Raw genomic sequence first — 25,822 nt, forward strand, 5'->3', positions numbered from 1 at the left:
GGGCACCGTGGATCTGCGGCGGTGGGTAAGGTCGTCGCCAGGCCCTCCGGGACCCCGGCAGCTCAAATGCCGGGGACTCGGGGGGCCGTCTGCGTGGAACAGGTGGTCAGCGCTGGGCGGGCAGTTCCGGTCGGCGGTTGGCCGTCGCGGCCTGCTGGGTGAGCCAGGCCATGGCGGCCGCCGTCATGTCGTCGGCCGAGTCGGTGTTCAGCGGGGCGGTGTCGATGTCGCGCATCGCGTCGACGGCCGGCAGCGGCCTCATGTAGTCGGGGCTCGCGGCGGCGATCTGACGCCCCGACGGCAGCGGGGTCAGGTCGTAGGTGGCGCCGCCCACGCAGATCCGCTCGACGCGGCAGACGAAGGTGTGGCCCTCCTGGCCGGTCCAGAACATCTCCGGGTTGCGGTAGAGGACGTACTGGCCCCGCTTGTAGCCGATGACGGGGGTGGTGCTCTGGGCGGTGTCGCGCACGGCAACTCCTCGGTCCTGGTGGTCCGGGCTGTCCGGCTCCCCTTCACCTCCCGCACCGGCCACCGTCGAAAGGGCGGCCGGTGCGGGAGGATCAGGCAGCCGTCAGACCGTGGCGGCCAGGGGCCGGTGCGGGGCGACGACCTGGCCGTCGGGGAGCAGCTCACCGGTGTCGTCGAAGGTCAGGACGGCGTTGCAGAGCAGGCTCCAGCCCTGTTCCGGGTGGGCGGCCACGACGCGGGCGGCCTCGCGGTCCGGGCTGGCGGCGGTCGGGCAGGTCGGGTTGTGCGTGCACAGCCACGTCGGCAGCCGGCTGGCGGCGGTCGTCGCGGTGTCGGGCGGGGTGCTGGTACGCATGGGCTCTCCTGCGGGGATGCGGGCCCGAGACTCTCCCGGGCTGGAGGCGTGCGGAAGACCGGCCGCCCGCGGGGCGGGCGACCGGCCTGGTGAAGCGGCGCGGTGCGGGATCGGAGTTGGGTGTCCGTCCCGCACCACGGTCAGTCGTATGGGGCCTCAGCCGTGCAGGCGCCGGCCGAGGTCGTGGTCCTCGTTCGTGCGGCGGAGGTTGTCCTCCAGGCGCTTCTGGTCGGCGTCCGTCATCCCGCCGCGCCCGCCGCGTTCCTGGCCCGGTTGCGGGCAGCGCGGCGCTTCATCGCCCGCCGCTCGTCCTCGGACAGCCCGCCCCAAACGCCGGTGTCCTCACCGGACTCCAGCGCCCACTGCAGGCACGCCTCCATGACGGGGCAGCGACGACAGACGGCCTTGGCCTCCTCGATCTGCAGGAGCGCCGGGCCGGTGTTACCGAGAGGGAAGAAGAGGTTCGGGTCTTCGTCGCGGCAGACCGCGTTGTGGCGCCAGTCCATGGCCGGTCACCGTCCCTGTCCGCTGGAGACCGTCTCGGTCGTGCGGGTGAGGAGCGAGGGCCGGGTGTAACCGGGGGCCACCATGTCGGTGAGGACCCGGCGCGCACGGCGGCCGGCCTGGAGGGCGCGGCGGTCGCCGTCGGCGACGAGGTGCCGCACGAGCGAGTGGAAGGAGTCGGTCTCGTCGCGCTCGGGGCCGAGGTCGGTGTCCTCGCGCTCCAAGTCGTCGTACTTTCCGGCCCGCGGGGCGGGAGGCGTCAGTGAGCGTGCCATGCTGGTCTGCATGTGGGTCGTCCTCTCCAGAAGGTGACCTGGCAAGACAGCGCCGGGATTAGGCCCCCGGTGCTTGTCGCGATCACTCCCCCGTGGGGGAGTCGACTGCTGTACGAGCAGCCACGGCCCCGGCCGCCCCCTGGTGAAGCGGGGCGGCCGGGGCCGTGGTCGTTCGTCTCCGGGTGCGAGTCAGAACTGGGTTCGCATCCAGGCCGGGAAGCGGCCGGCGCACCGACCGCAGTGGGTCCGGCGGAGGACCTGACGCCATCCGGCAGCGGCTGCGCGAACGAAGTTCAGCTCGGTGGTCCCGCAGTGCACACACTCGGGCTGCGCGGGAGCCCCCTCTGCCAGATGACCGTTACTGGCGTGCCTGCCCAGCTCGGCCTGGCGCTGGTCGTGCCTCTCCGGGTGTTGCGGCGCCTCGGGAACCTGGGGGCCGCGGAACTCGGAGAGGGAGCCCGCGATGCGCTCGGCACAGCGGTTGTTCGCCGTCTCGACCGCCTCGCCGCCGTGCTTGGTCCACTGCGCCCTGCGGACAGCCGGCGCCGTGAGCTTCCGCGCGGTGCGGCGCTCCTGGCGTTCCTGCTCGTCGCGGGCGGCGCGGCGGGCGGGCTCCTGGTCGAGGGCGAGGACGTACCGGCGGGCCAGGAGGCCGCCGTCCGCGCAGTGCTGGCCCTTGACGCAGAGCGTGCAGCCCTTGCGGTGGGCGAGGTAGGACTGGCGGGCCGTCTCCAGCGTGACCTCGGCGTTGATCCGGGAGACCGGAACGGCAGGGGCCGAAAGGGGCTTGTGGTGTTGGCGGGCCGAACGGCGGGACGAGGGCGCCAGGCCCGCACGGGCGAGGAGCTGCTTCTGCCTTTCCGGCGTGACATCGAGGATGACCAGCCGGTAGTTGCCCGGGCAGCGAACCGGTACGCCGTTGCGGACGGTTCGCGCGTCGTGGGGGACGATCTTCGGCTTCTTGCTGTTGACGCCGGTGATCGGTACCCATGTGACGCAGTCCGGGCAGACCAGGGACGTGCAGAGCGGCGTCATGTCGTACTCATGCGGCTTGAGCTGGGAGAAGGCGAGTGCGGGGCGGGGGCTGACGTTGCGGGAGCGGGCCCGGCTCCGGCGAGGGCGCCCGGTGGGTTCGGCAGGCACGGAAACTCCTTTGAGGCGGAGTGGCATGAGGGCGCATGGCAGTGCTCTCTCCGCGCTTCAGGTCCGTGGATGACACCCGGTGTTCCCGAAGCGCGGACAGCGCACAGCGCTGCGTCGTGCGGCAGAGGTTGAGAATCCCGGGGGAGTTTGATGGAGCTCTCTGAAACCCCGGCAGCCCCAAGGGGCCGACGACCTACTGCTGTTCTACGGCTGATGCGCCTTGGGTTATGCGCTGCTGGCAGCGGAAGCCGGGCAGGCGGCGCTGGTCGGGCCGCCGGTGTAAGGGGCCTGCGGCGCGAGGAACGCGGAAGGCGCCGGCCAGACGGCCCAGGCGTTGAGCGCGGCACTCGACTTCGCGGTGTTCACGGGGGTGATGCTGTTCCACAGATCGGGAACCGGCATGATGTTGCGCACGGTGGTCTTCCTCTCGGTTCGGTCGAGACGGAGCCGCCCAGCTGCGGGCCCGGGGATGCGACCCCCGAGCCCGCAGCGTCGTTTCCGGGGATGCGACCCCCAGTCCGGACAGGGCAGTGATATGCCAGCCAGTACCTCTTCGGGATGCGACCCCGGTTCGGCTGGCGACGTAACGACGATGACACTCAGCGTGGACTCTGTCAACAACCCGACTTAATGCAGTACTCTGGAGTCATCGACCTCAGAGAGGAGGGATCGCAATGCCCGCTCACCAGCAGTGGAAAGACCTCGCCGATCGCCTCGCGGCCCGCATCGACGCCGGAGAATTTCCACCCGGCGCGAAGATGCCGACCAACAGGGAACTGATCGAATTGGGGGAGCAGAAGACCACCGTTGATCGGGCATACCGGGAGCTCGTCGAACGCGGATACGTCGTACGCCGCCCGAGGCACGGCACTGTGGTCCGGGACCGAACACCGATCCGCGTCCCCCTCTCCCGATACCAGGGGGTGAACCGACCCGACAGCCCCCTCGGGCCTTGGCAGTCCGCCACCGCCGCGCAAGGGCTGGACGGCCGCATGGAGGCGATCAGCGTCGATCGCACCACCGCACCGAGGGATGTCGCCGCGGCGCTCGGGATCGCACACGGCGCCCCTGTCGTGCGGCGTACCCGCCACGCCTCGATCGGTGACGACGTCATCCAGGTGCAGACCGCCTGGTACGAGGCAGACCTGGCCGCCGAACTCGGCCTGGACGGACCGCAGACGATCGCCGGCGGGATATACGGCGCCATGAAGCGCGGCGGCTTGACCCCTCGCTGGGCCGACGAGCACGTCACGGCCCGCATGCCAACACGGGACGAGTCATCCGTCCTGGCAGTCGGAGCGGCCGTGCCCCTGCTGCTCGTACAGCGCGTGACTCGGGACGCGGGCCGCCGCCCAGTCGAAGTTCTCCAGGTCGTCGGCGCGGCCGACCGCCTGGAGTTGATCTACGACGACCTCCCTCTCGGCGAGCACGCCTCCTGATCCAGCCAGTAAGCGGACCTACGGCTGGCGCGCCACGATAACCACCCCGCAGAAACGAGGACGGCCGCCCTGGTGACACAGGACGGCCGTCGAGCGACTCCCCTGCCGGCAAGCAATCCGGAGTCGTGGTTCAGCGCGGTGACCGCGCTGGGTGCCTGGACCGCCAGGGGCCCGCTGGTCACCTACCCAACAGAATAGACAACGATCCCTGGGCAAGCCCAGCACACCCCTGCCCAGGTGGTCCGCGTCACAGTTGATCAGCTGATCCATGGCTCCCTGAACAAGGGATCTTTGCGTGTCAAACCAGTACAACGCCGCCCGCGCGGCCGTACCACCCCCGGGCCCACAGCCGCGGGGGCCGGGCTTGCCCAGGCCTCGCCGAAATGGGCAAGCCCCCCACCTGGGCCTTTCGAGGCGTGGGCAAGCCTTCGGGCAAGCCCCCATGTGGAGAGTTCACGGCACAACTTCCGTCAGGAGGAGTGCAGTGAACCCGATCTACCCTCCGGCCGCCACCACGTGGGTGGAGGTCGGCCTCCGTACCGTGCAGCCCACCGTCCGCTGCCGTCGCGAGTCGGTGACGGCATGAGCGAGCGCCCCGAGTTCGACCTCGCGGCCACCATCGTCCGGGGCCAGGCCCCGGCGCGCGCGGTCACCGTCCAGCGAGCCGTGGCCTTCAGCGGCCGGCTGACGCACCAGCTCGACTACGCCGTCTACCTCCACGTGCTCTTCGCGATCAACAGCGGCGCCCAGGTCACGGTGCCCGGGATCGTGGCCTCGGTGCGCGAGGCCGGCGTGCGGTCGGCCAAGAGCGGCACCGAGCTCGTGGGCCGCGACGCCGTCTACGAGTCCTTCGCCCGGCTCATCGAGGCCCGCTTCATCCGCCGCACGACCATCCCCAACCCGAAGGGCAAGGGTTACCGGGGCCTGACGTCGTACGAGGTGTACGAGCACTTCGAGGACAATCCGGACTACTCCCCCGAGGGCCCCGCCGAGGAGTCCGGGACCAAACTTCCGGTGTTCGCGGAAACAGGTGTTTCCGCAGGTCGACCCACTTCCGGTGTTCGCGGAAGTAAGGGTGTTTCCGGTGTTCGCGGAAGCGGTGTTCGCGGACGTGGAGGATCGTTCGTTTCCGCAGGTCAGCCCACGTCCGCGAACACCGGAAGTGGAACGGGCTCCCCCCCACACCCCCCGGAGGAGGTAAATACCTCCTCCCCCTACCCCCTCGGGACAGGTGCGGATGGTGTGGCGCCTGCGGCGCGGGAGGAGGAGGGGGAGAGCACGACGAACCCCACCCCGTCCGCCAAGCAGATCGAGGCAGCGTCCCAGTTCCTCCAGGAGCTCCCCCGCCCCTGGACCGCAGGACGGGTGACGGTGCGCAGCCTCGCTCCGCTGCTTGCTGCGGTTGTCGCGGATCAGGGCTGGGAGCTGGACGACGCCCTCGTCAAGGAGCTCACTTCGAACCCCGAGGGTGTCAAGCGTCCGATGCGGGTGCTGAAGAGCCGCATCGAGGACCTCCCCCGTCGGCTGGCCCGCAAGGACGTTCCGAGGCAGCGCCCCGCCGTTGTCGAGGACCCCGACTTCGTACCGGTCCCGATGCCGGACAAGGTCGCCACGCTGCTTGACAGCCTGCGTCGGCCGGCTGTCTGACCCAGGCGCAAACATGACGGCGGCGGCCGCTCCCGCTAAGAACCGGCCGCCGCTCCAGACCCCTACCTGACAGGAAGAGATCCATGACCAGTGTCCCACCCCCCGCGTCGCCGGTGGAGGAGGAGCCGTACATCGAGCCCACCTTCCGCTCCGCCCGGCAGCAGCCCGACCGGCAGGCGTTCGAGAGAGTTCCTCCTCAGGACCTCGACGCGGAGCAGTCGGTTCTCGGCAGCATGGTTCTGTCGAAGATCGCCATCACCGAGGTTTCCAACCTGCTGGCCGCCGACGACTTCTATCGTCCCGTGCACCAGGTGATCTACCGGGCGATCCTTGACCTGGCGGCCAAGGGCGACCCTGTCGATCCACTCACCCTCGGTGATGCCCTGAAGAAGTCCGGCGAGCTCGCGCGGGTCGGTGGGGCTTCCTACCTGCACACCCTGGTCCAGTCCGTCCCCACCGCCGCGAACGCCGAGCATTACGCCGAGATCGTCCGCGAGCGAGCCGTCCTGCGCAGGCTCGTGGCCGCGGGCACCAAGATCGTCCAGATGGGGTACGAGGGCGTCGGCGAACTCGACGAGATCACCGCGGCCGCCGCTGCGGAGATCGGCGCAGTGACCGAAGGCCGCGACCGCAAGGACGACTTCCTCACCCCGAGTGAGACGCTCGAAGGCACGCTCGACATGATCCAGGCCGCCGAGAAGGGCGGCGAGCTCAGCGGTGTGACAACCGGATTCACCGACCTCGACTCGCTGACGAACGGCTTCCAGCCGGGCCAGGTCATCGTGGTGGCCGCCCGGCCTGCCATGGGCAAGTCCACCCTCGCCATGGACTTCGCGCGCGCCTGCACCATGCCGCGGGGGAAGAACCGCCAGCCCATCCCCGGAGCCGGCCGCCCGGCTGCCTTCATCACGCTGGAGATGAGCATCGACGAACTCAACATGCGGTGCCTGTCAGCTGAAGGCGACGTCGCCCTCCACCACATCCGCTCCGGGACGCTCGACGAGGCAGGTTGGGGCCGCCTTGCAGTCGCTGCCAAGCGGTACAGCGAAGCACCGCTCCAGATCAACGAGAGCGCGCGATCCCTGGCCGAGATCCAGGCGAAGTGCCGTCGGCTCAAGACCCGCATCCCCGACCTCGCCGAGATCATCATCGACTACGCGCAGCTGATCGAGAGCGGTGGCAAGCGGCACGACAACCGAGAGCAGGAGGTCAGCCACATCTCGCGGAGCCTCAAGCTGCTGGCGAAGGAACTCCACCTCCCGATCATCCTGCTCTCGCAGCTCAACCGCGGGCCGGAGATGCGGGCCGACAAGAAGCCTCAGGTCTCGGACCTGCGGGAGTCCGGCTCGATCGAGCAGGACGCGGACATGGTGATCCTGCTGTACCGGGACGACGCCTACGAGAAGGAAAGCCCGCGGGCGGGCGAGGTCGACATCATCGTGGGCAAGCACCGCAACGGGCCGACCGCAACGATCACATGTGCGCAGCAGCTCTACATGTCGCGTTTCGTCGACATGGCCAACACCTGAGGGGGACCAGATGGACAACAAGGAGTACTCGGCCAGCCTCAGTGCGCTGCGGGCCGTACGCGACGAACTCAAGCCGCTGGAGCGCGAGCTGGTCCAGCTCCAGGCCAAGGTCGACAAACTGCACGACCGCCGGGCCGAGCAGATCCGGCAGCTCGGCGGGTACGCGAAGGCCACCTCGGACCGGATCGCGACCGCCGCCGGCCTCAGCGTGATCGACATCGTGGCCCTGGTGCCCTCTCTGGCCCCTCAGGGCGCCCCTGAGGCGCCTGCGGAGCCTCCCGCGACGGAAACCGCCACGGAAGATCAGTCGGCCGCTCAGACGCCCGCAGAGCCGATCAAGGAAACGTCCGCGGCACCGGACCCGGACAGCGGGTCCACCGACGGGGCGGGTGCCGTTGCTCGGCTGCGCGCGGCGACCGCCTACGGCGCCTTCGACCTGGAGGTGCTCGGCGAGCCCCGGCAGGCCGAGAACATCCCGGCCCCGGCAGCTGCCGACCCCGAAGAGGCCGAACGTGTCCTGCCGTCGATTCCTGCCGGTGCCGAGGGCGACGGCTGGTTCCGCGCCGAGCCCGGCCTGGCGTCGAAGCGGCCGAATTTCAAGCAGGCCACCCGGGGGATGGCGTTCCTCGACGCCTCGACCGGCGTCCTGGTGTGGCAGGGCGGCACGACGCGCCTCGACCTCGGCCAGTCCTCCGTGGCCGAGATCCTCACCGCCGTCTACGCGGTGGCCCCGGCCACCATCGAGCGGATCTACATCACCGCGGGCGACCCCTGGCACCAGGGCAGCGAGCGGCACGAGTTCCTCAAGGACGCCGTCGCCGCCTGGCTGAACTCCCCGCTGCCGGAGGGCTGGACGGTGGAGTCCTCGCGCGGCAAGGACCGGCAGGCCGGCCACCTGGTTCACCCGCGCAACCCGGTCGGCCGGTGGCAGCGCGGCGACCAGCACACCGAAATCCGCTCGGTCGGTGAGTGGTTCGACCCTGAGGGTGCCGACCCGGCGACGGTGCGCGCCGCGTTCGTCGAGCTGTGGAAGGCGCTGCGGCCGCACTTCGAGGACGTCGTCCTCATGGGCGCGCCGTCGCAGACCGGCCGGGACCTGTGGTCGCGGACCATCCCGGCCAAGGCCGGAGCGAAGTGGGCGGACGGCTTCCCGGTCATGTCCGAGGAGATCCGCGGGCTGCTCCACGCCACCGCCGGTCAGGGCCGGACCGAGCTGATCACGCCGCCCCGCGTTCCGGAGCGGGTGCCCGGATGGTTCGAGCTCGACCGGACCTTCGCGTACGCCAAGCACACCTGGGCGTCCGGTGTCGGCGTGCCGAGGCGGATCACGGCGGCCGCCTTCGCGGCGATGACGGAGAAGGAGCAGACGAACGCGCTGTTCGCGCCGTCGCACTGGCAGGTGCGGGTGACCATCCCGAAGGGCTGGACCCACGTCGGGCTGCTCCCGGCGCCGGCGCCCGGGGAGCGGGCCTGGCACTACCCGTACGAGGGCGGCCGGACCTTCACCACCTGGGCGGGCGGCGCCGAGGTCAACCTGGCGCTGCGCAACCCGATCGCGCCGTGGCGGATCGAGATCCTCGACGGCCTGCTGTGGGAGTCCGGGGACCCCCTCAAGAGCTGGAGCACCAAGCTGCAGAAGGCCTGGCGGTCCCTGCGGGCCATCTCCGAGATGCACGGCGACGAGCAGCAGAAGCAGGCCTGCCGCCTGGCCTCCCGCGCGGTGCGCAGCATCCTGCTGTACGGCATCGGCACGTTCGCGCAGCGGCCCCGGATCACGACCGGCTCCCTGGAGCTGGGCGCCGGCGGCGAGGTGCCCGATCTGCCGGACGGCGCGCGGCTGACCGGCATCACCGACACCCACGTCACCTGGGAGCGCAACGCCGGCTTCGCCCGGGACCAGTACGCCCACCCGGAGTGGGCGGCTGGGGTGTGGTCGGCGGCCCGGGCGGCCCTGCTGTCGGTAAGCACCAGCGCGAAGGACCCGCAGACCGGGAAGCCGGTGAAGGCCGGTGCGCTGCACCTGCCCGGGAAAAGCATCCTGGCCTTCCGGACTGACGCCATCTACACCTCGGCGCCGGTCGACTGGGAGTACGGCGGCGAGCCGGGCGACTACCTACTCAAGGGCCGCATGCCCTGGGAGCAGACCACCCCGCGCAACGACGAGGAGTTCTACTACCTGCAAGGCCTGGGACGCCAGGCGTACGAATCGGAGGGCATGTGAGCAGCGCCGACGTGGTCTGGGGCGGGCAGTGGGAGCACCCCGCCTGTGGCGCCTCGGGCGAGGCGATGTGGGACGACGAGGACACCGTCAACTCCGAGCACGACTGCAGCCGTGAAGGTGCGGTCGTGTGGAGCGCGGAGTGGAGCTGTCACGGCTGCGGCGACGAGGGCGACGCCCTGTTCGAGGACGACCGCCCGGTGTACTCCGACCACGAGTGTGACGACGAGGACGAGGAGGTGGCGGCGTGACACCGCGCAGGAGGAGGCCGGCGGGCGGCCGGGGCGCGCAGCGCAACGAGGCCGCCCGGCTCACCGACGAGTTGGCCAGGGAGGGGTTCAGCCGGAAGCAGGTCGGCGAGATCCTCGGCCGCAACCCCAGCCTGGTCTCCCAGTTCTTCACCAAGAACAAGGGCGCGTCGATGGTGGAGGCGCTGCGGGCCGTGGTCCAGGAGGTGCAGGCCGGCGGTCCCCGGGACCTCGCGAGCCTGAAGGCCCTGGCCGCCGGGCACGTCCAGCCGCGGCTCAACAGGGAGGGCTACAAGGCCCGCGTACGCGGGAAGGCCCGGGTACGGGCGGAGCGGACGGTCAAGGACGCCAAGGGCAAGGCGGTCATCGGCGCCGACGGGAAGCTGGTCAGGGCCTGGTCCTCGTCTCTGGCCAAGGCGGGTAAGCAGCACATCGCCTCGGGCGCCGGTCGCCTGCGGCCTGTGGTCGACGACGCGGCCGCCAACGGCGGGAAGATCGCGTTCACTGTCCGGGCCCGCAGGGGCTCCTTCAAGCACGACGCCGGCCGCCGGGCCGACTCCCCCGGCGTCCGCCGCAACGTGGTCCAGCGCCGCGATGGCACCGAGGAGCGGGCCTACGCCGACAACCGCGGCGGCCCGGGCTCGGGCGAGGAGGGCTTCGACGGGGCCGAGTTCAAGGCCATGGTCGACGCCTCCGGCGGGGACGTCGCGGCCGCGGTGCAGAAGTGGCTGGTCGACACCGACAAGATCGAGCCCGGCACCCCGATCATCGGCCTGGAAATCCGAGCCTGGAAGCCCCAGGACTAGAAGCGCTTGCCCTCGAAGCAGCGGCTTCGAGGGGAACGCTGCTTGAGAACCGGAACTCTCCGTGGACACGGCGCGGGTGCACGGCCTTTTGGCATGCTTGCGGCCTACAGAGCGGCCAGAGCGGTCGTCGAGCACACAGGGGAGTTGCGTTGGAGTTCCGGGTGCTGGAGTGGCAAGCCACGATCCCCCAGGCACGCGGTGCCTACCTGGTGAAGGACAGCTGGGATGACCACGGGTTCGTCACCACCTTCAATCTCCTGGTACGCCTTCAGGATGCCTCTGTGGTCACGGTCGGCTTCCTTCGAATCGGGCACGCTGAGATGACGAGATCCGGATGGAACCGCACAACAGATCGACTTCCGGACCGCTTTGAGTCGCTGGACGACGGCTACTTCAGCCTGGGGATGGAGGACGACTACTACGAGGTCCTGCGAGTCCACCTGGGCAGATCCATGGCCAACGAGATCCTTCACGCGTTGAAGGATGTGGCCTACACCGAGCTGCCGGATCAGGCGATGGTCGGCCTTCAGGTGTTCTCCTCGTCTCTGCTTCGCGGGCGGACCTACAAGGACCTGCTACGCACCCGGCAGGTGGCCCTCGGGGTACGCGCCCGCATCGTCCCTTTCCAGTGGTCGTATACGCCGGAGCAGAAGGGGTTGCTCTCTGCTCCCAGGCTGGACTTCGAGTCGACGCCGGGGAGCCTGCCGCCGACCAACCTGCACGCGCTGATCGGCCGTAACGGGGTCGGGAAGTCGAGCCTGCTCCACGCCATGTCGGCCGCGGCCGCGAACGTACGACTCGACGTCGAGGACGACCCAGATCCCGGGGGTGACGCCGGCCGCTTCGCCAGCTGCGTCGTCATCGGATTCAGCCCCTTCGACCGCCACTCGTACGCCTTCGCGGACGATGCGGGAATCCCGTTCCACTTCATCCGCCTCCGGCACCAGCACCAAGACCGCCTCAAGTCCGACGAGGAGCTGAGGGACGAGTTCGTCCGCAGCTTCGCCATTGCGCGAGTCGGGGCACGGGGCGTCCGCTGGCGTGAGGCCATCGGGACCCTCAACTACGGGGCGAGTGGCTTCCTCGACGGGGACATGGACGTGATCGAGGCCATGATCAGGGAAGGCCGCCCTTCCACGCTCGAACGGGAGATGGGCAAGGTCTTCGACAACCTGAGCTCTGGTCACAAGGTGGTGTTGCTGATGGTGACCCGGCTCATTGAAGTGGTCAGCGAGCGCACCCTGGTCCTGATCGACGAGCCGGAAACACACCTGCACCCTCCCTTGCTCGCCGCCCTGACCAACGCGCTGTCCAACCTGCTCGCCGACCGCAACGGCATGGCGGTCGTCGCCACCCACTCCCCCGTCGTGCTGCAGGAAGTTCCGGCCTCGTGCGTCCACGCACTGGAACGCCACGGAGACGAGCTCACCGCCCGCCGTCCTGATCTTGAAACATACGGCGAGAGCGTCGGCGAGCTCACCTACGACGTGTTCGGCCTGGAAGTGACCTCGACGGGCTTTCACGCCGCGATCGCTGCGGAGGTCGCGAACGGCGGAACCTACGCGGAGATCACCCGCCGATTTACAGGCCTGGGCGCTGAAGCCCGCGCTCTCCTGCGCGCTATGACGTTCTCGCAGACACGAGGGGAACGCTGATGCGGTGGCCGGAGAAGCCGACGATCACCGTCGAAGACGTGCTGAAGGCCTGCACGCCCTGGTTGGAGAAGCAGGGGTGGGACAAGGAGATGGCCGCTCGGCTTCCAGAGCTCATAGTGCAGGAGCGGCGGTACCAGGCTGAGGGCGAAGCGGGCGCCCTGTTCACGCTGCTGCACTCCGGGTCTGGAGGCCAGTTCACGGAAGAGGTGAAGAGCCGCTTCTCCGCCACCTACGAGAAGGCGTTCGTCGGTGGCGGAGGGAAGCAGCTCTACAACGCGCTGAAAGCGGCGGCGATCCACGGATGCACCGTCTGCGGGGTCGCGAAACCGGAACAGATCGACCACCACGCCCCGCAGAACACCTTCCCCCTCCTGGCGCTCACGCCCTTGAACCTTGTCCCTGCCTGCGGTCCCTGCAACCAGAGCAAGGGGAAACACTTCTCAACTGATCCGGCCAAGGAGCCGTTCCACCCGTACTTCGACGACCTCGGAACGGAACGGTGGCTCTTCGCCCGCATCCTCCGAGCCGACCAGGGCGCTGTTGCAGAGTTCTCCGTCCGCCCCCCAGAAGACTGGCCGCGGCTCAAGGCCCAACGACTGGAGTACCACTTCAGTCGCTACAAGTTGGACCCCAAGTTTCGGTTCGAAGCGGCGCGCCGTCTCGCCGCCCGGCGCAGAAGAGACGCGCGCACCCACGCAGCCTCAGGGCGTGAGGCTCTGCGGCTCGTACTCGTAGAAGACGCCGAGAGCGTTGCGGACGTAGACCCGAACGGCTGGGAAACGGCCTGGCTGTACGCCCTCGCTGAATGCGACTGGTACCTCGACGGCGGCATGAACGAGATCTGACCGCCCGCGACCTGGCTGGGCGGAGCTGATCCGCAGTACTTGTCAGGTCGACCGACCGGACACGCATGCGGACCGCTAGACCTTAATGCATTCTCTTGAAATGCATTTCAAGAGAATGCATACTGGTGGTGTGTTCGCATTCCGCGGACCACGGAAACCCGCACGCCCTGGCGGGACTCCCCGACGAAACGGACCAGCCGATGAACAGCCTCCCGCCCGTCCACGGCGCCTACGTCAATGCCCCCCTGATCCAGGAGGAGAGCGAGGAGCTCATGCGCCTGCGACGCGCGGGCCGGATCAGCGAGCGAGACTGGCTGCTGCGCCACGCGGCCCTCACCGACCGGCAGACCATGGGTGCCGACCCCGCCGACGGCAAAGTGCAGACGGCACTCCGGACGAGCATCGACAAGCTCACCCTTTTCGACACCGCGAACGGCACGACGGCCGGCCCCCTCGCCACCGACCACCCCACCTGGGCGGCCGACCCCTGCGGCTACGTTCGTCAGGAGTACGCGATCTGGGCCACCGGGAACCTGCGGCCGTGACCGCCGGAATCATCCCAACCATCAGGTGCGACTGGACCGGCCCGGGCGCCAGCAACGACGAATGTGATCAGGAGTGGTTCGCTCCCGTCACGATGCCCCACCACCGAGCGCTGCGCGCCTGGCTGCGCGCACGCGGATGGCGCAGGCTGCGCGACGGCCGCGACCTCTGCCCCGACCACGCACACCTCTCCACCCCGACCGCCGCCCAGCCCCACGGCCCCGAGAGCAAGGCGAGCACATGACCGACACCCGCACCGCTCCCCCGCTGCGCCCCCACCAGAGCGAGGCCCTGGCCCGAGCCATCGAAGAACTCACCCCCCGCTCCCCCACCGAGCTTCCCGCCGCCGGCCTGCGGACCCAGGTCATCATGGCTACGGGCAGCGGCAAGACCCTTGTCGCCGTCCGCGCCGCCGAACAGCTCGGCGGCGCGCGCGTCCTGGTTCTGGTCCCCTCCCTGGACCTCCTGGACCAGACGGCCCGCGCCTGGCGGGACGGCGGCCGCACCGGCGTCTTCCTCGGGGTGTCCTCCCTCGACCACGGGACCGGTTTCCCGCACACCACCGACCCGCACACCCTGGTGCGGCTCATGACGACCGCGCACGAGAGCGTCACCGTCTTCGCGACGTATGCCTCCCTCGGCAACGGAATCCTGGAGGCCGCCCACGAAGCCGGCCTGGACCCCTGGGGTCTGATCGTCGTGGACGAGGCGCACCGCACCAGCGGCCGGGCCGGCAAGCCCTGGGCCGTCGTTCACGACAACGCGCGCATCCCGGCCGCCGCCCGCCTCTACATGACCGCCACCCCCCGCATCTGGACCGCAGGCGAGGACGAGGACGGCGAGGAGCTCGTCGCCTCCATGACCGACGACCCCGAAGGCCCGTTCGGCCGCGTCGCCTACCGCCTGCCCCTGGACGCCGCGATCGAGGCCGGAATCGTCGCGCCGTACCAGGTGGTGATCGTGGACGTGCAGGACCACCAGCTCAACGCCGCCCTGCTGGCCGCCGGCCAGGACTCCGAAGCCGTCCGCGGCCTCCGCCTCGGCGCCCTCCAGGCGGCCACCCTCAAGGCCGCCGAGGAAGAGGGCCTGCGCCGGGTGCTCTCCTTCCACCAGCGGGTATGCGAGGCCGAGGCCTTCGCCGTCGGGCTGCCCGGCAAGGCCCGCGAGCTCCGCCACCAGGACGGCGAGCAGGAGTCGGAGGAGGACACCGGCGTCTGGGCGCAGTGGCTGCACGGCGAGCACAAGCCGGCCCACCGGCGCAACGTCCTGACCCAGTTCGCGGCCGGCCTGACTGACAGCGGGCAGGACGCGCGGCTCTCCCTCATCGCCAGCGTGAAGGTTCTCGGCGAGGGCGTCGACACCCGGGAGTGCGAGGGCGTGATCTTCTGCGACGTGCGCGGCTCGATGCCGGACCTGGTCCAGGCCGTCGGCCGCGCCCTGCGGATGCACCCCGGCGAAGGCAAGATGGCCACCCTCCTCGTGCCGGCCTTCCTCGCCACCGGTGAGAGCACGGAGTCGCTGCTCACCTCCCCCGCGTACGCGGGCCTGGCCAAACTCCTTGCCGCACTGCGCGCCCACGACACCCGCATTGAGCAGCTCACCAACCCGGGCAACCTGACCTCCGCACGCACCGACAGCCGCGACCCGGAACCCGCCGACCGTGACGATGCCCCGGACGACGTCCAGGCCACGGTGAGCGCCCCGGCCCGCGGGCTCCTGCGGTTCTCGAAGCCACGCGACGCGCACCAGCTGGCCAGCTTCGTCCAGCTGCGGGTCCTCAACCCCGAGCGAGTGCAGTGGCGCCGCGGCCTCCAGGCCGCCCAGCGCTACCGCGCCGAACACGACGACCTCCGCGTCCCGTACGGCTTCCGGACCTCCGACACCTGGTCCCCCGCCGGCTTCCCGCTCGGCGTCTGGATCGCCGACTGCCGCCGCCACTACAAGGCCGGCAACCTCGACGGCGACCGGATCGTGCAGCTGGAGAAGCTCGGCATCCTGTGGAGCCTCTTCGACGCACGCTTCGACGAGGGCCTGGCCGCGGCCACCGCCTGGGCCGCCGATTCCGGCGTCGGACTGGCCGCCCCCGTGGACGCAGCCCTCGACGGCTACCCGGTCGGCCGCTGGCTGAAGAACCAGCGCGCGGCCGCCCGCAGGGCGAAGACCCCGCTGTCCCCGGAGCGCCGCGCCGCCCTCGCCGAGATCGACCCCGGCTGGTGCCCGGAGTGGAGCATCGACTGGCAGCGAGCCTTCCGTCTCACCCAGCGGCACGTGAACGCCAGCGGTGCGCTCCCGGCCGATCCCGAACTCCTCATCGAGGACGGCGAGGACCTCGGCCGGTGGATCGCCGCGCAGCGCCAGGGATTCGGGAAGCTGACGGGGGAGCAGCAGGAGCTGCTCGCCGAGCTCGGCATCTCGCCGGCGCCCGCGCCCGCCAAGCGGACCCGGGAGGAGATGTGGGCGCACAACCTGCGGGCTGCTGCGCAGTACCGGGCCCGAGTCGGCAACCTCGACGTACCGCGCAGTCACACCGAACCGGTCGACGGCGAAGAGGTGCGGCTCGGCGCCTGGATCAGCCAACAGCGTGTCAAGGCCGGGAAACTTTCGGGGCAGCGGGTCGAGGAACTGTCCGCCCTCGACATGCGCTGGGCGTAGCGGGCCACCGCGCAGCTCCCCAATTGGGGAGCCCACAGGCAAGATCACCCAACCCGGGGACTCAATCCGGCATATTTGGCAATCAGCGCCGAAAACCGACACCCAGAATGGGCCCTAGGGTCGACGAACTCGGCATGCCTGGTATGGATCGACCTTTGATCACCTGGGGGGTCCGTAGACGGCCCCTCGTGGCGTTTCCGCCTCTTGGAGGGGCCGTCGATTACGGCAAATGGGTGTTCTGGCGCCGCAGGAGCACCTGCGCGCGGATCTGGCCGGCTGAACCCCTCGCCGTGCTCCTTGTTGGGCAAGCCTCCCCTGCGTCTCTTCGCGATGAGGGCAAGCCTTTGGGCAAGCCGCGCTGAGGAGGCTGGTCAAAGACTCCCGCCGTCCGGTGGGAGGCGGCCGCTCGCCCACCGGCGCTCCCGGGGGCCGGGCGCCGTGCCCCGCTCCAGGAAGGCCGGCCATGACCGGACGTCGCTACCCGACGCGCACCGCTGCTCCACGACGACCAGGACGAGGGCGCCGAACCGCGCGCCGAGGGAAGGGAAGCCGGGGCATGGACGCGGCCGGCCTTCTGGCGGCGGCCGCGCTCGTGTCCGTCTTCGTTCCGCAGGCTCGGCAGTGGCTGGAGCTCCATGGCTCCGGGATTGCCGTGGTCGCCGCCTCGGCCCTCGCTGCCGGGGTGCTGATCCTCCCCCTCGTCAAAGCCGTACGGCGCGGCTCCTCGGCCTGGATCGGACGGCGCCGTCGGCCAGAAGGCTGGGACATCCGATTCCTGGACGGCCTGCATCACACCGAGTTCGAGGAAGCCGTACGGGACCTGATGCGCCGCGACGGCGCCCGTGATGCCATCCGCGTCGGTGGCGCCGGCGACAACGGAGCCGACGTCAAGGGCACCGACCCAGCAGGCCGGCGCTGGGTCATTCAGTGCAAGCACCGCCGTGATGGAACGGCAGGGGCCGCAGTCGGCACGCCGGACCTCCATGTCCTCAACGGGACCGGTCGCCCTGTCCACGGGGGTGATGTCGTCGTCCTCGTAACCAACGGTCGGATCACCGCGCCTGCGGTCAGGTTCGCCCAGAGCCAGCGACTCCACCTGGTCGACCGCGCCCTTTTGAGTCGGTGGGCCGCAGGACCGACACCCCTGTGGTCACTCCTCCCCCAGCTTCCCGCGCCCAGACGGCGGGATCCGTTGTTTCGGCGCGAGCGGCGATCCCTACCAAACGAGTTCTGACCCGATCCGCGTGAGCGGTCCGAAACGGGCGGCGCCGGCGCGAACAGCGGCTGGATCAGCCGGCTGACCAGGCGGTACTGCGGGGCGCTCCCCCGGTCTGAGTCCAGCGCTCCGACCTACCTCGCCGCAGCGCGCTGGCGACGTACCGGCCGGCAGCCGATACCGATCAGAGTTCCTGGCGGGAGGGGAGGGCACGCCGCCTGAACAGTGCGGCCCTCCCCTCCCTGGGATCAGATCCGTTCGTGAGGCTCTTCGACGAGCTCCATGAGCTCGGTCTGCGAAAGCACCCGAACGATGTTCTCTGCCTGTTCGGCTGCTGTACCGCCGAGGTGCTGTCGAAGAAGCAGGTCTGCTTCAGCGGTTGGTCGCGGGACGATCGCGCCCGACTCGTAGCTGGAATTGTTGACCGCGGTCAACAATTCCAGCTACGAGTCGGGCGGTGTCGGCGCCGGTTCGACGAGACTGACCCGCCTTCACCGAGACCGGACACCCGCGCCGCGCCGTGACATGCCGGTCTTCGTCCCAGACACCCTTGGAGTTAGTATGCTTGCTCAATGGTCACTCAGAACCCCCCCGGAGACAGGGAGAAGGTAGTCTCCAAACTACCGGCGGTCGTCCGACAAGAGCTGAAGATCCGAGCAGCGGAGCACGGCGTCAGCATCCAGGATGCCGTCGAAGAGGCCATCGGGCAGTGGATGTCTGCGGACGTCTCGCGTGCTCCTGTCCACGCACCGGGCGCCGTCGGCTTCGCCACGTGGCTGCAACCGGGCACCTGGGACTCGCTCCGTGCCTTCTGTGCGGAGTCCAAGCTTCCCTTGGTACAGGGGCTGGTGCAGTCGATCCAGCTCTGGCTCGCCGAACACCCCTCCCCCCGCGAGCGGGCGGCTACCGGCATCCCACAGCGCAAGATCATCTGCAATCAGAAGGGCGGCGTCGGCAAGACGGCCATCTCGGCCGGTATCGCTCAGGCCTACGCCGAGCTCGGCCTGCGGACCCTCCTGATCGACTATGACCCACAGGGCCACCTCACGGACCAGCTGGGGATGTCGACGATACTGCCGAGCAAGGACCAGGACACACTCTCCAAGCACATGTGTGGTGACGCAGACGCCGACATCACCGAGCTTCTGACCCCTGTGAGCGACCCTCGCTTCGGTGATCGACTCCACCTTCTCCCGGCATGCCAGGACGCCTTCCTCCTCGACACTCGACTGGCTCTGTCCAAACTGAGGACCAAGGAGTCGGCCCTGGAGAAGGCGTTGCGGCCGCTGGAGCACCTCTTCGACCGCATCGTGGTGGACTGCCCGCCCGCACTCGGAACCGCGATGGACGCCGCCCTTTACTACGGCCGCCGACGCGACGGAGAGTCGGCCGGAGTCTCCGGCGTCGTGATTCCGGTGCAGGCTGAAGATTCGTCGGCAACCGCCTTCACGATGCTCAACGAGCAGATCGCAGCCATGTCCGAAGACTTCGCCATGGAGATCGAGTACCTCGGTCTCGTCGTCAACCAGTACGAAGCCCGACGCGGATACGTCGCGACTTCCTCGCTGGAGAACTGGGAACAGCTCGGGGAACCGCGGCTGCTGGCAGTCATCGGCGATCTGAAGGAGCAGCGGGAGGCGGTACGGAAGAAGCAGCCGCTCCTTGCCTACGCACCGGACAGCGAGCAGGCAGAGATGATGCGGACCATCGCGCGGAGGATCTCGTGAGCAAGAGCGACACGTTGGGCGACTCGGCAAGCTTCGCGCGCGCGTCGGGGAGTCGAAGCACCAGGCGGCAGATCGAGGATGACGCCTTTGGCGGTGGCGTACCTGTCAGGCTCCCGCTGTCCGAGATCAGCGCCAACCCTGACAACCCCCGTGACTCCTTGGGGGACCTGACGGGTCTCTCGGAGAGCCTGCAAGAGGTCGGCCAGGTCCAGGCGATCACTGTCGCCCGGGTGGATGCATACCTTCGAGACCGGCCCCACCGCGAGGGCGAACTGGACGAAGACGCCTCGTATGTGGTTGTCGACGGACACCGTCGTCTGGAAGCGGCTCGGCACGCCGGTTTGAAGACGATGGCGGTCCACGTCAATGACTCCCTCGCCACCAGCGACAAGGCCATGCTCGAAGCAGCCTGGGTCGCGAACTTCCATCGCGAAGGTTTGAGCGACCTGGAACAGGCTCATGCCCTGCAGAAGCTCGTCGATCTTCATGGGTCACAGTCGGCGGTGGCTCGGCGCATCTCGGTCAGCCAGGGCTTCATCTCCCAACGGCTGTCCTTGCTGAACCTCAATCCCGAGCTCCAGAGCGACCTGGAGGCTGGCCGCCGTACCCTCGCCGAGGTACGCAGCCTGGGCAATCTACCGCCCGCGCAGCAGCGTCAAGTCGCTGACGCTCGCGCACAGCAGGAGCAGCACCGGCGTGAACGTCGAGCGGCGGAACCGGCACCGGAAGCTCGCCCCTCACCGCCACGGCCCGCTGAATCGGCGGTGGAGATCCCCACGGCGCGGGTCGAGGGACCTGCCTCGGAACCCCCCACCCCGGCGACCCCCGATGGCCAGGTGGACATCGACTGGTCAAGCCCCGAGGCCGTCGCGGCGGCCGTGATGGGTCGGCTTGAACCGGAAGCCGTGCGACGAGTGACAGAACTGCTCCTCGAAGCCATGTGACCTGCACCATCCCGGCCAGCAGCGCCGACCTATTACGCCGTAATAGGTCGGCAACGCACCACCCACACCCGACACCTATTACGCCGTAATAGCCCACGGGCGCCATCCGCGAGATGAGACGGTGATCTAGAGGCCCACTCGGGCCCAGAAGCAGGGAGGCGAACCAACGCGATGCAGCTGACGCGTACGCATCGGATACTCATCGGCATCGTGATTGCCGGCGCCGTGGTCATCGCGGGCATCGGCTTCGCCGGTTCGTACGCCGCGGTGCGCGAGCTCGCAGTCAAGAAGGGCTTCGGCAGTTTCTCGCTGGTGTTCCCGATCGGTATCGACGCGGGCATCTGCGTACTGCTGGCGCTGGACCTGCTGCTGACCTGGATCCGGATCCCCTTCCCGCTGCTGCGCCAGACGGCGTGGCTGCTGACGGCGGCGACGATCGCGTTCAACGGCGCCGCCGCCTGGCCGGATCCGCTCGGTGTCGGCATGCACGCCGTGATCCCGGTCCTGTTCGTGGTCACGGTGGAGGCGGCCCGCCACGCGGTAGGCCGGATCGCGGACATCACCGCGGACCGGCACATGGAGGGCGTCCGCATCACCCGCTGGCTCCTGTCTCCGGTGCCGACGTTCAAGCTGTGGCGGCGGATGAAGCTGTGGGAGCTGCGCTCCTACGAGCAGGCCGTCGTCATGGAGCAGGACCGGCTGATCTACCAGGCGCGGCTCCAGGCCCGCTACGGGCGGGCCTGGCGGCGCAAGGCGCCGGTGGAGGCGTTGATGCCGCTGCGTCTGGCCCGGATCGGTGTGCCGCTCGCGCAGACCGCTTCCGCCGGCCTGACCGCAGCCGGCCTGAGCCCGGTCCTGCTCTCGCGCCCCGAGCCCGAACCTGAACTCGCGCCGGCGGAGGAGCAGGAGCTGACGGCAGCGGCAGGTGTGCCCGAGCTGCCTCCGGCCGACCAGCCGCCCTTCGAGGAGGTCCTCGTCCCGGAAGCGGAATCTCCGACCCGCGCCGCAGACACGGCTCCCGAAGCCTGGGACGCAGTCCCCGAACCTGCCCTCGTCGACCTGCCGAAGGCCGGGCGGGACTTCATCGGGCAGTACGGCGTGGTCCCGTCCGCGGAGCAGTTCGCGGCGTTCCTCGCGCGGGACTACGGCCTGACCGACCAGGACACCGGCGGGCTTCTGCCCGATGCCCTGCTGGAACCGGTGCTCGCTGAGCTCCAGGCGGCAGATGCCGAGGCGGCCGTACTCCCGGCTCCCGCCCCGGAGGCCCCGGAGCCGGTGACCGACGCGCTGGCGGCTGCGGATCCGGCGTACGAGGAGCAGCCCGGTGCGGGGGAGCCGCACCCCTTCTTCGGAGAGCCGAGCAGTGTCCAGGGCGGCCTGCCGCAGCCATCGGCCGAGCCGGTACAGCTGCCCGCCGGAGTGGTCCCCGCGCCGACGGCGTCGGTGACCGACACGGGCCCGGCCGTACCCGCGGGCCGTTCCTTCGAGCAGCCCGTCCTCTCGGCACCGGCCGAGGCGGAGGGCCGGGACTGGGTGGCCGAGGTGGCCGCGTCGGGTGAAGCAACCGCCCGGGTCCCACGCCAGCAGGCCGATGAGGTGCCGGCCGAGACAGACCCGATCCAGCGCGAAGTCGAGCTCGTGGCCTCCTGGCTGGTGGAGGCTGAGGAGGCCGGGAAGAAGCTGTCGGGGGCTGAGGTTGCCCGGCGACTGGAGGTCTCGCCGAAGACGGGCCAGCGCCGCGTGCTCGAAGCGAAGCAGCACCTGGAGGAGCAGCGCCGGCAGCAGGGCCGGGCGCACCTCCGCTCCGTCGGCAGCAGCTGACCGATTCCGCTTCGGGCCCGGTGACCGGTCACCGGCCCCCGCTCCCGGCCGCCCCGCGCAGCCGTCCCCGCCGTGACCGATCCGGCGCGTGACCGATCGCCCGGCGGGTGCCGTGACCGATGGACGAACCCGCCCACGACCGGGCCCGTGACCGATGACCGGGCCCGCCCGTGACCGATTCCGGGCCGGGTGACCGGTGACCGATCGAGGCCCCATCGGTCACCGGTCATGACCGATCCGCGGCCATCGGTCACCCCTCCGCAGCTCCCTCCCACCCGTCCCCTGGGCAAGCCTTCACCCGGGAATCGCGAGGCTTGCCCACCCCCCAGGCAGGCTTGCCCACAGTTGCATGGACCGGTCACGAGGAGGCTTGCCCAGCCCCCCACCAGGCTTGCCCAATCGGTCACGGGAGGCTTGCCCAGCCAGAGGGCAAGCCTCCCATCTGCGCTTTTAGGGCTGAGGGCAAGCCTTCGGGCAAGCCGGTCTGAGGAGTGTGTACGGCACGAGATCCGAAAGGAGACGTGCCGTGCACGACGCTTCGCACCCCGCCGCCGGCGGCGGGTACTTCGACCGGCTGGACGCCGACTGGGCCGCGCTGTGCGCGGACCCGGCCCTGCGCCAGGCGGTGACCGACTGGGTGACCGATGGCCGACTGACCGACGAACTCGCGGCCGTGACCGATTCCTGGGCCGGCGCCTGGACGCCCGAGCAGCTCCTCTCCGCGCTCCGCCCGGCGGAGGACGGCGTGACCGATTCGCTGACCGATGCCGTCCTGCGCGCCCTCCTGGAGCGGGCTGCCGGCCGTGACCGATCGGCCGTCCTCGCGGGCCGCGTCGTCGTCCAGGCGATGCTGCCCGCCGTCTTCCGCATCACCCGCGGACAGGTCCGGATGACCGGTGGCCGTACCCGGGACGCCGTCGGTCACGTGACCGTGACCGCCCTCTACGAAGTCGCCCGCGCCGGCCGCATTCACCTCCGCCCCGGCCGGCCCGCCGCCAACCTCACCCTCGACACCCTGCGCCGGGTCCTGGCCGAGCTCGCCGCCGAGCGGGAGATCGCGGGGGAGGACCTGGGGCCGGCGGAGCAGATCGCCGACCTGGCGCCAGACCCGTACGAGATCGCCCGCGCCCGCAGCGTCCGCGCGGCCGCCGCCGAAGCAGGCCTTCACGCGGGCCCGGCCGAGGACGCCGCGAGCGCCCCGGCCCGGCTGGAGCTCCTGGAGCTCCTCCTGAATGCGGTGCGCGAGGGCGCCCTGTCGACCGCGGACGCGCAGGCTTTGGCCTGGTACCACGTCAGCGGCGGCATCCCGGACGCCGAGGCCGCCGCCCGCGCCGGGACCACGGCCGGCGCGTGGCAGCGCCGGCGCTCGCGGGCCCTGGCCCGCCTCACAGCATCCCTCCAGCCCGAGGCCGCGGCATGAACCGGACCTGTGCCCCGGCCACCGTTCGCTCCCCCCTTTGGAGATGCGTCTTGACCACATCCGCCGCCGCGACGTCGTTGGACGCGGACGAGGAGCGCGTCACCCGCGCCCAGCGTCTGCTCATCCACCTCGGCGCCGCCCTCGTCGCCCGCCCCTTCGACACCGGCACCCACGAGCAGCTGCGCGCCTTCCTGGACGAGGACGCCGAGACCGTCCTCGCCTCGCTCGCCGCGCTGAGCCGACGTCCCGAAGCGGAACTCCGCAGGCGGATCGCGGAGCTGGCCGGCCACACCCTGCGCTCGGCCGGAGGCACGGCATGAGCCCCGTCCTCACCGGCCGCCGGAAGCAGGCCGCACCGGCCGACCCGCAGCTGCCGGCTGTCCAGGAGACCGAGACCGAGCCGGACGCCGGCTGGGTCGCCGGCTGGTCGACCGGCGCCCAGGCCAACTCGGCCGCCCTGGTGCGCTGGTTCGTCTGGGGCCTGATCGCGCTCGGGCCGCTCCTGGGTGCGCTCGCCTACCTGTCGGTCCCCGCGACGTCTGCGGCCCCGGCGCCGAAGACCGCGTCGTCGGCACCGGTCGCGAGCGGCGGGCAGGGCGCGGCGGGCTTCGCGACCCTCTTCGTCGCCGCCTACCTGTCCGCCGGGCGCGGCGACGAGCCCAAGCTCGCCGCCTACTACCCGCCGGCCGCCAGCATGCAGCTCGACGGCGTCTCCGGCCAGCACCGCGGCGAGCAGCTGACCGTCGTCCGGCTCCGCCAGACCGACAACGCGGTCTGGTCGGTCACGGTCGCCGCCCGCGTCACCGGCGCGCAGCCGACGACCACCCCGTCCACGCAGCCGGGCGCCTCACCGAGCCCGGCGGCCGATGCGTTGCGCTACTTCCAGGTGCCCGTGGCCACCGCGCCCGGCGCCGGCGGAGCGACCGCGTACACGGCGCTCGCGCTGCCGGCCGAGGTCGCCGCGCCCGAGCGGGCCAAGGGCCCGGAGCTGGTCTACGGCGCGATGCGTCCGGCCCTGCCGACCGACCCGCGCACCCAGGCCGTCACCAGCTTCCTGACCGCCTACCTCACCAAGGGCGGTGCCGAGCTCGACCGCTACCTCGCCCCCGGCACCCGCCTGACGGCGCCGTCCCCGGCCCCCTACTCGGGCGTCGCGGTGGACCAGCTCGCGGTCGAGGGCGAGACCGGGGGAGAGCCGGTCGTATCGGTCCCCGGTGACGGCACCGCCCTGCGGCTGCTGGTCACCCTACGGGCGACCGGTCAGGACGGGGTGCGCCTGCCGCTCACCTACGCCCTCACCCTCAAGGCCCGCGCGGGCCGTTGGGAGATCGCCAGTCTCGACGGCGCTCCGGCGCTCACCTCGCCGACTCCGGCCCCGGCTGCCTCCGGCGCCCCCGGCCCGGCTTCCACTCCCACCGCATAGAAGGAGCACCCGTCATGCACGAGACCGTCACGCTGGCCGCGGGCTGGATCCAGACCGGAACCGGCATCGGCACCGACATCAAGGCCTTGATCTTCGATGTCGCGATCCCGGCCCTGTGCGGGATTTTCGTCGTGGTCGTCGGCTGGAAGACGAAGGCGCCCGGCCCGACGATCATGGCCGTCATTTTCGCGGCGATCGTCTGGGGCTTGTCCGCCAACATGGGCGCCCTGAAGAACAAGACGACCGAGGACATCGTCCAGTACCAGTCCGGCCCGAACGCCGCCCGGACCGACCAGTGACCGAGGCCACCACCGCCGGAACCGGCGGGGGAGAGCTGGACGTCGAGCTCATCGGCCGCTGCTATACCAAGGCACGGCGCGCACCGCTGGTCCACGGGGTGATCCGGGACGTCAACGGCGGCCGCGGCATCCGGCTGCCCGGCGGCCCCTACACCCTCACCCAGCTCGCCGGGATCGTCGCGACCGTTGCCGCCCTGATCCTGACCCGGCCCGTCTGGGGCGGCAACGGCTGGCTCGACGTCGCGGTCCTCCTGGTGGTGCCGGCGGGGGTGGCCTTCGTGCTGCGCCACCTCCACATCGACGGCCGCAACCCCGCGGCCGCCCTGCTGAGCATCGCCCTGATGCTGGCCGCGCCCCGGCGCGGCCAGCTCCGCGGCCGCACCTACCGCACGCCCCGGCCCACCCGCGGCGACACCCGCATCCACCTCCCCGCCGACGAACCGTCCGCCGGCCCCCCGCAGAGCGCTGCCGCCTCCGCACCCGAAACCCGTCCCCGGCCCGCCCGCCGTCCGTCAGTACCCGCCCAGCCGCCGACACCCGCCGGGTCTTCCGTGCCCGCCGCACCCGCCGCACCTGCCGCGCCGGTGGCCTCGGGGGTGCAGGCCCTGCTCGCCCGCCGCGCACCCACGAACCGCACCTGATTGG

General features: G+C 70.5%; 27 protein-coding genes. 20 read left to right on the forward strand and 7 right to left on the reverse strand.

From position 1 onward, the window contains the following. Window positions 1-106: 106 nt before the first annotated feature. The 6 genes from ACZ6ZI_RS35555 to ACZ6ZI_RS35580 form a co-directional block, all read right to left on the reverse strand. A complete protein-coding gene (locus ACZ6ZI_RS35555; RefSeq protein ID WP_469528169.1) occupies window positions 107-469 on the reverse strand; it encodes a hypothetical protein in 363 nt (120 codons plus the stop codon). Window positions 470-571: 102 nt separating this feature from the next. Beyond that, a complete protein-coding gene (locus tag ACZ6ZI_RS35560) occupies window positions 572-763 on the reverse strand; it encodes a DUF5999 family protein (protein ID WP_469528345.1) in 192 nt (63 codons plus the stop codon). 299 nt (window positions 764-1,062) lie between these two features. Beyond that, window positions 1,063-1,329: a WhiB family transcriptional regulator gene (locus tag ACZ6ZI_RS35565; RefSeq protein ID WP_469528171.1), complete on the reverse strand. Its 267-nt coding sequence runs from the start codon at window positions 1,327-1,329 to the stop codon at window positions 1,063-1,065. 6 nt (window positions 1,330-1,335) lie between these two features. Next, a complete protein-coding gene (locus ACZ6ZI_RS35570) occupies window positions 1,336-1,614 on the reverse strand; it encodes a hypothetical protein (protein ID WP_469528172.1) in 279 nt (92 codons plus the stop codon). A gap of 177 nt (window positions 1,615-1,791) precedes the next feature. Beyond that, window positions 1,792-2,745: a hypothetical protein gene (locus ACZ6ZI_RS35575; RefSeq protein ID WP_469528175.1), complete on the reverse strand. Its 954-nt coding sequence runs from the start codon at window positions 2,743-2,745 to the stop codon at window positions 1,792-1,794. 225 nt (window positions 2,746-2,970) lie between these two features. Further along, entirely contained in the window at window positions 2,971-3,159 is a 189-nt protein-coding gene (locus tag ACZ6ZI_RS35580; RefSeq protein ID WP_469528177.1) for a hypothetical protein, read from the reverse strand. A gap of 260 nt (window positions 3,160-3,419) precedes the next feature. On the opposite strand from ACZ6ZI_RS35580, the gene ACZ6ZI_RS35585 reads away from it, so the two are divergent. The 12 genes from ACZ6ZI_RS35585 to ACZ6ZI_RS35640 all read left to right on the forward strand — a co-directional run bounded on the left by ACZ6ZI_RS35585 (window position 3,420) and on the right by ACZ6ZI_RS35640 (window position 17,561). Next, a complete protein-coding gene (locus ACZ6ZI_RS35585) occupies window positions 3,420-4,184 on the forward strand; it encodes a GntR family transcriptional regulator (RefSeq protein WP_469528178.1) in 765 nt (254 codons plus the stop codon). Between the two features lie 582 nt (window positions 4,185-4,766). Further along, window positions 4,767-5,831, forward strand: a complete 1,065-nt coding sequence (locus ACZ6ZI_RS35590; protein WP_469528180.1) for a hypothetical protein — start codon at window positions 4,767-4,769, stop codon at window positions 5,829-5,831. 83 nt (window positions 5,832-5,914) lie between these two features. Next, window positions 5,915-7,360 carry a replicative DNA helicase gene (gene dnaB / locus ACZ6ZI_RS35595; protein WP_469528182.1) on the forward strand — a complete coding sequence of 482 codons (1,446 nt, stop codon included), beginning with the start codon at window positions 5,915-5,917 and terminating at the stop codon, window positions 7,358-7,360. Window positions 7,361-7,370: 10 nt separating this feature from the next. Then, window positions 7,371-9,581 carry a Mucin-19 gene (locus ACZ6ZI_RS35600; protein ID WP_469528183.1) on the forward strand — a complete coding sequence of 737 codons (2,211 nt, stop codon included), beginning with the start codon at window positions 7,371-7,373 and terminating at the stop codon, window positions 9,579-9,581. Next, complete coding sequence (locus ACZ6ZI_RS35605; RefSeq protein ID WP_469528185.1) at window positions 9,578-9,829, forward strand: hypothetical protein; 252 nt, start codon at window positions 9,578-9,580, stop codon at window positions 9,827-9,829. Before ACZ6ZI_RS35600 ends, ACZ6ZI_RS35605 begins: the two co-directional genes overlap by 4 nt. Then, window positions 9,826-10,632 carry a hypothetical protein gene (locus ACZ6ZI_RS35610; protein ID WP_469528187.1) on the forward strand — a complete coding sequence of 269 codons (807 nt, stop codon included), beginning with the start codon at window positions 9,826-9,828 and terminating at the stop codon, window positions 10,630-10,632. Before ACZ6ZI_RS35605 ends, ACZ6ZI_RS35610 begins: the two co-directional genes overlap by 4 nt. Window positions 10,633-10,781: 149 nt before the next feature. Then, the gene (locus ACZ6ZI_RS35615) at window positions 10,782-12,287 is read left to right on the forward strand and encodes an AAA family ATPase (protein ID WP_469528189.1); all 1,506 of its coding nucleotides are present in this window, start codon (window positions 10,782-10,784) and stop codon (window positions 12,285-12,287) included. Then, the gene (locus ACZ6ZI_RS35620) at window positions 12,287-13,132 is read left to right on the forward strand and encodes a hypothetical protein (RefSeq protein WP_469528191.1); all 846 of its coding nucleotides are present in this window, start codon (window positions 12,287-12,289) and stop codon (window positions 13,130-13,132) included. Before ACZ6ZI_RS35615 ends, ACZ6ZI_RS35620 begins: the two co-directional genes overlap by 1 nt. Window positions 13,133-13,332: 200 nt before the next feature. Next, the gene (locus ACZ6ZI_RS35625; protein ID WP_469528192.1) at window positions 13,333-13,677 is read left to right on the forward strand and encodes a hypothetical protein; all 345 of its coding nucleotides are present in this window, start codon (window positions 13,333-13,335) and stop codon (window positions 13,675-13,677) included. Window positions 13,678-13,769: 92 nt separating this feature from the next. Next, window positions 13,770-13,919, forward strand: a complete 150-nt coding sequence (locus ACZ6ZI_RS35630) for a hypothetical protein (RefSeq protein WP_469528194.1) — start codon at window positions 13,770-13,772, stop codon at window positions 13,917-13,919. Beyond that, window positions 13,916-16,327, forward strand: coding sequence for a helicase associated domain-containing protein (locus ACZ6ZI_RS35635; RefSeq protein WP_469528196.1), 2,412 nt, complete (start codon window positions 13,916-13,918; stop codon window positions 16,325-16,327). The genes ACZ6ZI_RS35630 and ACZ6ZI_RS35635 overlap by 4 nt, the downstream gene beginning before the upstream one ends. Window positions 16,328-16,883: 556 nt before the next feature. Beyond that, window positions 16,884-17,561, forward strand: coding sequence for a restriction endonuclease (locus tag ACZ6ZI_RS35640; RefSeq protein WP_469528198.1), 678 nt, complete (start codon window positions 16,884-16,886; stop codon window positions 17,559-17,561). Between the two features lie 230 nt (window positions 17,562-17,791). On the opposite strand, the gene ACZ6ZI_RS35645 is transcribed toward ACZ6ZI_RS35640, so the two are convergent. Then, entirely contained in the window at window positions 17,792-17,977 is a 186-nt protein-coding gene (locus ACZ6ZI_RS35645) for a hypothetical protein (RefSeq protein ID WP_469528199.1), read from the reverse strand. Between the two features lie 138 nt (window positions 17,978-18,115). Here ACZ6ZI_RS35645 and ACZ6ZI_RS35650 point away from each other — a divergent pair, with 138 nt between their 5' ends. From ACZ6ZI_RS35650 to ACZ6ZI_RS35685, 8 genes are all read left to right on the forward strand, one after another. Then, window positions 18,116-19,270 carry a ParA family protein gene (locus ACZ6ZI_RS35650; RefSeq protein ID WP_469528201.1) on the forward strand — a complete coding sequence of 385 codons (1,155 nt, stop codon included), beginning with the start codon at window positions 18,116-18,118 and terminating at the stop codon, window positions 19,268-19,270. Beyond that, the gene (locus ACZ6ZI_RS35655; RefSeq protein WP_469528203.1) at window positions 19,267-20,214 is read left to right on the forward strand and encodes a ParB/RepB/Spo0J family partition protein; all 948 of its coding nucleotides are present in this window, start codon (window positions 19,267-19,269) and stop codon (window positions 20,212-20,214) included. The genes ACZ6ZI_RS35650 and ACZ6ZI_RS35655 overlap by 4 nt, the downstream gene beginning before the upstream one ends. 171 nt (window positions 20,215-20,385) lie before the next feature. Continuing rightward, complete coding sequence (locus tag ACZ6ZI_RS35660) at window positions 20,386-22,035, forward strand: DUF2637 domain-containing protein (protein ID WP_469528204.1); 1,650 nt, start codon at window positions 20,386-20,388, stop codon at window positions 22,033-22,035. 526 nt (window positions 22,036-22,561) lie between these two features. Beyond that, window positions 22,562-23,455 (forward strand): hypothetical protein, encoded by an 894-nt coding sequence (locus ACZ6ZI_RS35665; protein WP_469528206.1) that lies wholly within the window; start codon window positions 22,562-22,564, stop codon window positions 23,453-23,455. A 50-nt stretch (window positions 23,456-23,505) separates the two neighbouring features. Then, the gene (locus ACZ6ZI_RS35670) at window positions 23,506-23,775 is read left to right on the forward strand and encodes a hypothetical protein (protein ID WP_469528208.1); all 270 of its coding nucleotides are present in this window, start codon (window positions 23,506-23,508) and stop codon (window positions 23,773-23,775) included. Further along, window positions 23,772-24,878 carry a conjugal transfer protein gene (locus ACZ6ZI_RS35675; protein WP_469528210.1) on the forward strand — a complete coding sequence of 369 codons (1,107 nt, stop codon included), beginning with the start codon at window positions 23,772-23,774 and terminating at the stop codon, window positions 24,876-24,878. Before ACZ6ZI_RS35670 ends, ACZ6ZI_RS35675 begins: the two co-directional genes overlap by 4 nt. Before the next feature lie 14 nt (window positions 24,879-24,892). Then, window positions 24,893-25,177, forward strand: coding sequence for a hypothetical protein (locus ACZ6ZI_RS35680; RefSeq protein WP_365195546.1), 285 nt, complete (start codon window positions 24,893-24,895; stop codon window positions 25,175-25,177). Further along, window positions 25,174-25,818 carry a hypothetical protein gene (locus tag ACZ6ZI_RS35685; protein ID WP_469528213.1) on the forward strand — a complete coding sequence of 215 codons (645 nt, stop codon included), beginning with the start codon at window positions 25,174-25,176 and terminating at the stop codon, window positions 25,816-25,818. Before ACZ6ZI_RS35680 ends, ACZ6ZI_RS35685 begins: the two co-directional genes overlap by 4 nt. The last annotated feature ends 4 nt before the right edge of the window (window positions 25,819-25,822 follow it).

The organism is Streptomyces sp. NPDC103540 (assembly GCF_055584445.1).